Raw genomic sequence first — 8,086 nt, forward strand, 5'->3', positions numbered from 1 at the left:
CGAAAGCCTCACCACACCGGGGATGAAACGGATGGACCAGCCGCACACATCCATCGTCATCGAGGGGAACGAGCGCATTCGACGGCGAGTGCCAATGCCGTCAGCGAGGCGTTCATCAGCGTCCTGAAGGTCGAATACGTCCACCGGCGCACCTTCGCCACCCGTACGGAGGCCCGGATCCGGATCGCGACCTGGATCACCGACTTCTACAACGCTCGACGGCTACACAGCGTGTGTGGCTTCAAGAGCCCGATCGACTACGAACACGACTACTGGGCCGACCTCAGCAAGCAGCTGGCTGCATAGGAGGGTCTCCACGATTCGAGGGGATTGACAACGGCCTTGAAGCCGGAACGTGCCGTTGCGGAAAATCCTTGCCCACATGCGAGCCATGGCGTTCTGCTGCTGAGCGGCGGTTCACCTGCCCATCGGCGCCTGAGCCCATCCTTGCCGGCTATGAGGAGGAACGAGTGACGCACGACATCGTCCAGACGGCGCACTACGGTCTCGGCGCGTTCTTCCCGATCGTGGTCCTCGATCCCGAGCCCCGCTGGCACAAGACGGCCCCAACCGCGCTGCCCGAATGCTCCCCCAAAGCGCGCGGTGTGCTCGCCCTGCGCTGGTACGGGCAGGAAGACCAGGCTGCCGAGGGCCTTCTACTGCTGTCCGCGGCCGCCCGGCGAGCGCCACGAGTCCTGGACGTCCCGCCCCGGCTCGTTGCGTACAGAGCCGCCCTACCCCGCAGCCTCCAGCTGATAGCGCTGCCTGAGTCGGCCGTCATTGGTCCTTGGTCGCAGCGACCGGGTGCCGGCTGCTCCTGACCATCTCACCGGCGATATCGCCGACCGGACGCGTCCCGCCGGCGAGACGGGCAATGGTGTAGACCTTGAAGCGCAGCTGTCATGTCGCCAACATGATCAACTGCTACCGAGTTAGGGGGAGTGTGTGCAGTGCGCGCCGTTCATGGACAGCAGAGGGCCGGACTTTCGGGAAGGCACGCCGCTGGGGAGGGCCTGGTCCGCAAGGACCGGACGTCGCTTTCCATGTCTGCGCGCCTCTCCATCGATGAGTGGACGCGCATTGGTCGCGTCTTAACTGCGGCTGCCGATTCGGCCACGTGGTGGCTGGGGGACTGGCTCGTCTTCGGTCAGGATCGATACCCGGAGCGCTACCGCAGAAAGATTCGGCCCGGCCGAAGGCGGCCGGGTCTCAGCATGCAGCATCATGCGGAAGTCGCCTCGCTGACGCCCTCGGTGCAGGACGAGTGGCTCGAACGTGCCGAGAAGAACGCATGGTCCCGCAACGAACTGCGACGCCGGATCCGCCACACCGCGTCTGCCGCGGAAGCACAGCCAGCGGCGGCGATGGAACTGCGTCTGACCGTCCCGCACGCCCGGCGGCAGAACTGGGAGGACGCTGCGGAGCGGGCCAACTGCGAACTGAACGAGTGGGTGCTCGGCGTCCTCGACGCCGCGGCCCGAAACAGTGCCGAAGCTCCTGAACACTTGCACGTGGTCGAGGCCGGTTGATTGCTCCGCCCACACGCCCCGGAACACGCCCGGTAACGGGATCGTCCAGCGATTCGGAATGGAACTCGGCAGTCGCCTGAACAACGTTGACCCCAGGGGACTTGGAGCCTTGGACAGTCAGTGCCGAGGGAGCGACGGCCGAAGCCGTTCAGCTCAGCACCTCGTGCTCATCACGTCGGTTGACCGGTCCGGAATGGCGCACAGCGCATCCGGGTCCGTCCCCCCAATCCACGAGAAGCACCGCCGACGGCGGTTGGCGCTCTGTCCACTCATGTCCACAACTGGCTGGTCGGTTCCGTTAAGCCGGACGACCACTGACAGGAAGGATTCAGCCATGACAGTGAGCACTCATATCGACCGAGCTCAGGCGCTCCAGCAAGACGGGTTCGCCGTGACCGGGCCGCTGCTCTCCTTGGAAGAAGTCAAAACGTATCGAGAGATATACGACCGCTTCCTGAACGGTGAGATCGAAAGCGGCGACAAGCGCTCCGATCTCGGTTCCCATGCGCCGCGCCGTGAGGGCATTCAGGAGAACATTACGCAGATCATGTGGCCCTCCGCGCTGTACAAGCCCCTCCTGGACATGCCGCTGCACGACCGGGGCCTGGCAATGGCCCGTGAGCTGATCGGCCACGACGCCGTACTGGACTTCGACATGCTTATCCACAAGGGCCCGCACACCGGGGTGCCGACGCCGTGGCACCAGGACGCGGCCTACTGGATTGATCTGCCCGACACCCGGGCGGTGTCGATCTGGGTGGCACTGGACGAGGCAGTCCCCGACAACGGCTGCATGTGGTACGTCAAGGGCTCGCACAAGGAGCCCCTGCGTCCCCACCGCCCCACCAGCGACGGCAAGAACATCGAGTGCGACTGCTCCGAGGACGAGCCCGGTGCGACCGCGGTGCCGCTGTCACCTGGACACAGCGTCGCGCACGCCGGCGGCACGCTCCACTACTCCCGCGGCAACACCACGGACGGGGTCCGACGCGCGTACATCCTCAACTACCGCCCCGCCGAGATGATCCGGCTGGAGCGAGAGCAGGGCATGGACCATGGCCTGGAGGACAACAAGCGCATGGTGCGCAATGTGAGCGCCGATGAGTCCGGCAAATGACCCCACCCGCCCAGCAGCCCTACTCATGCGAGGTAATGGCATGGATCCCTTGAGCCACCCGGTGAAACTGAGCGGTGCGGTGATGTCGCATCCCAAGCGCGCGGCGGAAGCCCAACTCCTGGCCGACGCCGACGCACAGGGCCGGATGCGTGTGGTGATGGACCCCGAGCCGGAAGGCCGGCCGACCGCGCTGCGCGTCGCACCGCTGTCCTGGTCATGTGTGGCGCCGGACGCGACACATCACCTGGTGCTGCAGGACGACGTGGTGCTGGCGGCAGGGTTCTACGAGCACGCCGAGCGCGTCGCGGCACAGGTCCCACACGAGGCGGTCGCGTTCTACGCCGGATGGGAGGCCCGCAACGGCGCGGTGGCACGCCTCGCCGCGTTGACCGGCACCCAGTGGGCATACACGCTCCAGGAGCACGTGCCGTGCCAGGCGTTGATGCTCCCGGCGGCCGTGGCCCGGGAGTACGCCCGCTTTCAGGAGGAGCACGGCGAGGGCTGGCCTTACGACGTTGTGGTACAGCGCTATCTCAACACCCGTGGAATACCGGTGCGTTTCTGCACGCCGAGCACGGTGCAGCACGACGACCTGCCCAGTCTCGCCGGCAACAGCTACCACGGGTTCCGCCAGGCGACGCTGTTCAGCCAAACGGCAGGTGACCCGGCGGCCGACGACTGCCCCCGCTTCCCGGTCGTGCCGTTCTACCAGTACGGCGAGGCCAGGTGCGCCCTCCGGCACGACAATGAGTGGGAATACCTCGAGACCGAGCGGTACCTACGACGCGTCGGACTGCTGGAGCAATGCCTGAAGGCCTTCGCCGCCGAAGAGCCGTCCATCCTCGCCGAGCGCGTGCGCCGGGCCGTGTGGGTCACCGGGTTTGCCATCGGCGCTGTCACCGCCGATGCGCCAGAGCCGGACCCGGCCGTTGCGGCCGCGGTGATGGAGACGCTGGGATCGGGCGGCCTGTGTGAGGAGTTCACTGCCGAAGAACTGGTGGCCATGGCTCCCGCGGGTACGGGACCTTGCGCTGGCCGCGCTGGCGGAGGGACGCCGCGCCGGGATTTCCGGTGCCCGAACGCCCCGGCCCGCGCCCGGTGCCCAGGTCGCTGTCACCGGGGGCAGTCACGGTTTCGGCCGCCAGTTGGCCCGGCTCCCGGACGACGCAGGGTACCGCGCGCGTCACCTGCCGGATTCCGTGGCGGCCGGGGACCTTGACGGTGTCCTGTACGTGATCCACCTGGGAGAGCCGAACGCCGGCCCGCTGCTGGAGGACGTGCTCACGGCCGCCGCGCAGGCGGGTGTGGAGAGACTGGTCCACACAGGTTCGGCCGCCGTGTACCGCGGCAATGGTGAGCGGGTCGTGACGGAAGAGTCTCTGGTACACGAGCCCGAGGATCCCCTCGCCCGGGAATGGTGGCACCAGGAGGAGCGGTGCCGTCAGTGGGCCGAGCGCAGCGCGATCCCGGTGCAGGTGTTGCGCCTGGCCGATCCGGTCGGCCCGTACGCCCCCGCCGCCAGCCCCTGCGCACAATGGGTCCACCTGGCGTGGACGCGCCGCCCACTGGTGCTGGACCCGCGTGCGATGCACCAGGTGCTGGACTACCGGGACATGGCCGACGCCATCCACGCCGTTCTGTCCGTTCCGCCCACCCGGCCGGTGTTCAACGTGGCCTCGGCGACCTACTCGGAGGAGGACCTGGCCGGCCTGCTCGCGGAGGTCTCCCGCCGTACCCCCTGGGAGCGGAGCCAGGAGCAGGAACCGGAGCGGTGGACCATGTCGACGGAGCTGATCGGAACCGAACTGGGCTGGCGGAGCTCGTCCTCGCTTCACGAGGGCATGCGCGCTCTGGCCCAGTGGTACGCGTGCGACATCCACGGCGACTACGTGGTCCCGTAAGCGGTCCCGACGACCGGTGGCGGCCGTGTCCGCGGAGCAGAACGGGTCGGTCGAGGCGTTCGCGGCCGCCGCCGCATTTCACCGGATCACCCCGGCCGCCCTGCCCCAACTCGTACATTCGGTTTGCTCAGCCTGGAGTCACCTCGCGCACGCCTGTGCGCAGCCCACACTGTCATCCAACTCTCCCTGGAGTACGCCATGTCCGGTATAGCTGGCTGGGTCGACTTCTCGCGCGACGTGGCGCGGGACCGGGACATCGCCCGAGCCATGACGGCCACGCCGTCCCGGCGCGGTCCGGACGGCGAGGGCCTGTGGTGTTCTCAGCACGCCGCGTTGGGCCACCGGCGGTCCGGCGACGGCCCGGACGGTGATCTCCTGCCCCTGGGGATCGACGACGTCACCGGCCCCCGCGCGGTCTTGACCTTCGGCGGTCACGTCCACAACGTCGAGGAACTGCGCGCTCGACTGCGATCGTCGGGGCACGAGGCCGGCACCGGTACCGACGCCGAGTTGGTGCTCCATGCCTACCTGGAATGGGGGCCGGACTTCGTCACCCACATCCAGGGCACGTACGCGATCGCCGTCTGGGACGCGCGCCGGCAGGAACTGCTCCTGGTCCGGGACCGGATGGGCGTGAAGCCTCTCTTCTACGCCCAGACCCCGGCCGGGGTGCTGTTCGGCTCGGAACCGAAAGCGATCCTCACCCACCCCGACTTCCAGGCTGCCGTGGACGCCGACGGGCTTCGCGACATCCTCTCGGTCGCCAGGGTGCCCGGGCACGCCATCTTCCGCGGCATGCGGGAGGTCCTCCCGGGCGGCATCGTGCGGGTTACCCGGTCGGGCACGGTGGAAAGCCGCTACTGGCAACTGCGCGTCGCAGAACACACAGACACCCTGGACCAGACCGTAAGCACCGTGCGCGACCTGCTGGACACATGCGTCGCCCAGCACATGGCGGGCGACGAGCTGCCCTGCTCGCTGCTGTCCGGCGGCCTGGACTCCAGTTCCCTCACCGCGCTCGCTGCCCAGGTCGCACGCGACCACGGCCGGGGGCCCATCCGCTCCCTCGCCGTCAACGACCACGACCCCTCCGCCGAGGCAGGCGCGCGAGGCAACGAGGACCACATCTATGCACGGCTGATGGCCGAGCACGTCGGCGCCCACCACAGCGAGGTGTCGCTCAACGGACTCGACCTGCTTGATCCCTCGTTGCGGGCATCGGTGCTCGCCGCGTACGACGTGCCCCTCAACAAGGGAGACCAGTACGCCTCGCTGCTCCTGCTGTTCACCGCCGCCCGGGAACACGCCGCCGTCGCCCTCTCCGGGGAGTGCGGCGACGACGTCTTCGGGGGATACAACTGGAACCGGCTCCCTCAATGGGTCTCCTCCAGCACATTCCCCTGGGTCGACGAGGGCCGGCCGCGCTTCCGGGGCAACGACGTCCTCTTCGATCCCCAGCTGCTCGCCAAGCTCGACCTGGCCGCGTACGAGCGGGACTGCCACAGTACGGCAGTTGCGGAGATCGCGGCCGGCGACCACATCGACGACCCGGTCGAGGCGCGGTACCGGGAGGTCACCTACCTGGCACACACCCGCCACACACGGGTGCTGTTCGACCGGCTGGACCGGCTGGGCATGGCTTCGGGCCTCGACATCAGAGTTCCGTTCGCCGATCCTCGTCTCGTCGAGTACACCTTCAACATCCCCTGGGCCATGAAGGGTTTCGACGGGAGGGAGAAGAGTCTGCTGCGAGCCGCCATGAACGGCCTGCTCCCGGAGCCGGTGGCCCTGCGGGTCAAGACTCCGTATCCCAACCTCCGGGCCGGCGCCTACGACCAGGCCCTCCGAGAGAGGCTGGCGCACGTCGTGCGGACACCGGACAGCCCCGTTGCGCCCCTGCTCTCCGGTGGTGTGCAGGAGGCGGTGGCCCAGCAGGGAGCGGCCGGGCTCACGGACGGGGTCAGCCGGGCGGCTCTGGAGACAGCCCTCCAGCTCGACAGCTGGCTGCGTACCTACGGTGTGCGGCTGGACCTCTGACCCGCGAGCCGACTGGCGTCTGGGACCCCCGCTGGAGACGGGAGGCGCCGTGCCCGAGGCCGGCGGCGACCTGAGCGGAACAGGACGAGGGGCCGCTCACGGCTCTGCAAGAGCCGGGAGCCGAGGTGTCTCGGCGACACGGACCTTGACGTGGTCCTCTCCCTGGACCTTTCGTGCACAACGACCCTCGAATAGCGGAATGACAGGAGGAGATCCCGCATGGTCGTGTCCGCGGCTGCGCCCTCCCGCCTTTGGACCCGGAACTTCAGCCTCTACTTCATCGCCCGCACCATGGCGGTGCTGGGCGACACGATGATCCCGGTCTCCATGGCGGTCGCGATGTACTCGCTCGGATTCTCGGTGAGCGAGGTCGGCTTCACGCTCGGCGCCTGGATGGGGGCGTTCGCCCTCTTCGTTGTTTTCGGCGGGGTGTTCGCCGACCGGTTTCACCCCCGACCGCAGATGATCGGCGCGGACGCCGTCCGGTGCGTGATCCAGGGCTCGCTCGCGGTCTACCTCTGGCTCGGGCACCCGCCGCTGTCGTTCATCATCGGCGGGTCGCTGCTCGGCGGACTCGCGACCGCCATGTTCCAGCCGGGCCTCACCAGCCTGGTGCCGCAGGTCGCCGACGACCCGCAGAAAGCCAACGGGGTAGTGCGGGTGAGCCAGGGGCTCGCCACGATGGCCGGGCCCGCGCTCGCCGGTACGCTGGTCGCCTCCGTCTCCGCTGCTTCGGTGTTCGTGGTCAACGCGGTCACCTTCGTAGTCAGCGGGATCTGCCTGGGCGCGCTGCGACTGCCCTCGTTCAAGACTGACCGTTCGGCTTCCACGCTCGCGAACCTCCGTACCGGCTGGGACGAGTTCCGGTCCCGGTCCTGGCTGTGGGCGGTCATCTTGATCTGGTGGGTGCTGGGCGTGTTCGTCTGGGGCCCGATCACACCGGTCGGTGCGGCCTCCATCATCGACGCGCACGGCAAGGCAGCGTTCGGCTACGCAGAGAGCGCGTTCGGGGCCGGCTGCGTCTTCGGCGGCCTGGTCGCGATCCGGATGCGTCCCTCTCGCCCGCTGTTCGCCGGTGGCATCGCGATGTGCCTGTTTCCGCTGATGCCACTGGCGGCGGCCCTGGTCCCCGCCGTGCCGCTGCTCATGCTCGGATACGGGGTGAGCGGGCTTGGCTGGGCGTTCTGGGGCGTTCAGTGGGCGACCGCCGTTCAAACCCAGATCCCCGAGGACCGGCTCAACCGGGTGGCCGCCTACGAGATCGCCGGCTCGATCCTCGCCGTGCCGTTCGGCCAGGCGATCGCCGGCCCAGCCAGCGCCCTGGTCGGCGTACACCGGCTGCTGCTGGTCGGCGCCGTCATCAGCCTCGGCTGTGCCGCCGCCCTCATCATCGTCCGACCCATCCGCCTCCTAAGGGCTGTCCCGTAATCCCCGGTGGATCAGCGCGCGGCGTCAGATGCGGTGCATCGCAAGGCGGAGGGTCGTCCTCATACTGGGCGTAT

At 68.5% G+C, this 8,086-nt stretch carries 8 protein-coding genes; all 8 read left to right on the forward strand.

Going from position 1 to position 8,086, the window contains the following annotated elements:
- On the forward strand, positions 1 to 306 hold a 306-nt coding region (locus ACWGI8_RS34355), incomplete at its 5' end, for an IS3 family transposase (protein ID WP_453667002.1).
- Between the two features lie 164 nt (positions 307 to 470).
- Positions 471 to 821 (forward strand): hypothetical protein, encoded by a 351-nt coding sequence (locus ACWGI8_RS34360; RefSeq protein ID WP_453667003.1) that lies wholly within the window; start codon positions 471 to 473, stop codon positions 819 to 821.
- Between the two features lie 222 nt (positions 822 to 1,043).
- Positions 1,044 to 1,529 carry a hypothetical protein gene (locus tag ACWGI8_RS34365; RefSeq protein WP_453667004.1) on the forward strand — a complete coding sequence of 162 codons (486 nt, stop codon included), beginning with the start codon at positions 1,044 to 1,046 and terminating at the stop codon, positions 1,527 to 1,529.
- Between the two features lie 334 nt (positions 1,530 to 1,863).
- Positions 1,864 to 2,646, forward strand: a complete 783-nt coding sequence (locus ACWGI8_RS34370) for a phytanoyl-CoA dioxygenase family protein (RefSeq protein ID WP_453667005.1) — start codon at positions 1,864 to 1,866, stop codon at positions 2,644 to 2,646.
- Positions 2,647 to 2,686: 40 nt separating this feature from the next.
- Complete coding sequence (locus ACWGI8_RS34375; protein WP_453667007.1) at positions 2,687 to 3,865, forward strand: hypothetical protein; 1,179 nt, start codon at positions 2,687 to 2,689, stop codon at positions 3,863 to 3,865.
- A 13-nt stretch (positions 3,866 to 3,878) separates the two neighbouring features.
- Positions 3,879 to 4,547, forward strand: coding sequence for an NAD-dependent epimerase/dehydratase family protein (locus ACWGI8_RS34380; protein WP_453667009.1), 669 nt, complete (start codon positions 3,879 to 3,881; stop codon positions 4,545 to 4,547).
- A 198-nt stretch (positions 4,548 to 4,745) separates the two neighbouring features.
- Complete coding sequence (asnB, locus tag ACWGI8_RS34385) at positions 4,746 to 6,584, forward strand: asparagine synthase (glutamine-hydrolyzing) (protein WP_453667011.1); 1,839 nt, start codon at positions 4,746 to 4,748, stop codon at positions 6,582 to 6,584.
- Positions 6,585 to 6,803: 219 nt separating this feature from the next.
- Positions 6,804 to 8,012, forward strand: a complete 1,209-nt coding sequence (locus ACWGI8_RS34390) for an MFS transporter (RefSeq protein ID WP_453667013.1) — start codon at positions 6,804 to 6,806, stop codon at positions 8,010 to 8,012.
- Positions 8,013 to 8,086 lie beyond the last annotated feature (74 nt).

It is taken from the genome of Streptomyces sp. NPDC054841, from assembly GCF_053611045.1.

Excerpts from the sequence above, each read along its gene's own strand:
- ACWGI8_RS34365 (WP_453667004.1), top strand. The coding sequence starts at position 1,044 with ATGTCTGCGCGCCTCTCCATCGATGAGTGGACGCGCATTGGTCGCGTC.
- asnB (WP_453667011.1), top strand. The coding sequence starts at position 4,746 with ATGTCCGGTATAGCTGGCTGGGTCGACTTCTCGCGCGACGTGGCGCGG.
- ACWGI8_RS34390 (WP_453667013.1), top strand. The coding sequence starts at position 6,804 with ATGGTCGTGTCCGCGGCTGCGCCCTCCCGCCTTTGGACCCGGAACTTC.
- ACWGI8_RS34370 (WP_453667005.1), top strand. The coding sequence starts at position 1,864 with ATGACAGTGAGCACTCATATCGACCGAGCTCAGGCGCTCCAGCAAGAC.
- ACWGI8_RS34375 (WP_453667007.1), top strand. The coding sequence starts at position 2,687 with ATGGATCCCTTGAGCCACCCGGTGAAACTGAGCGGTGCGGTGATGTCG.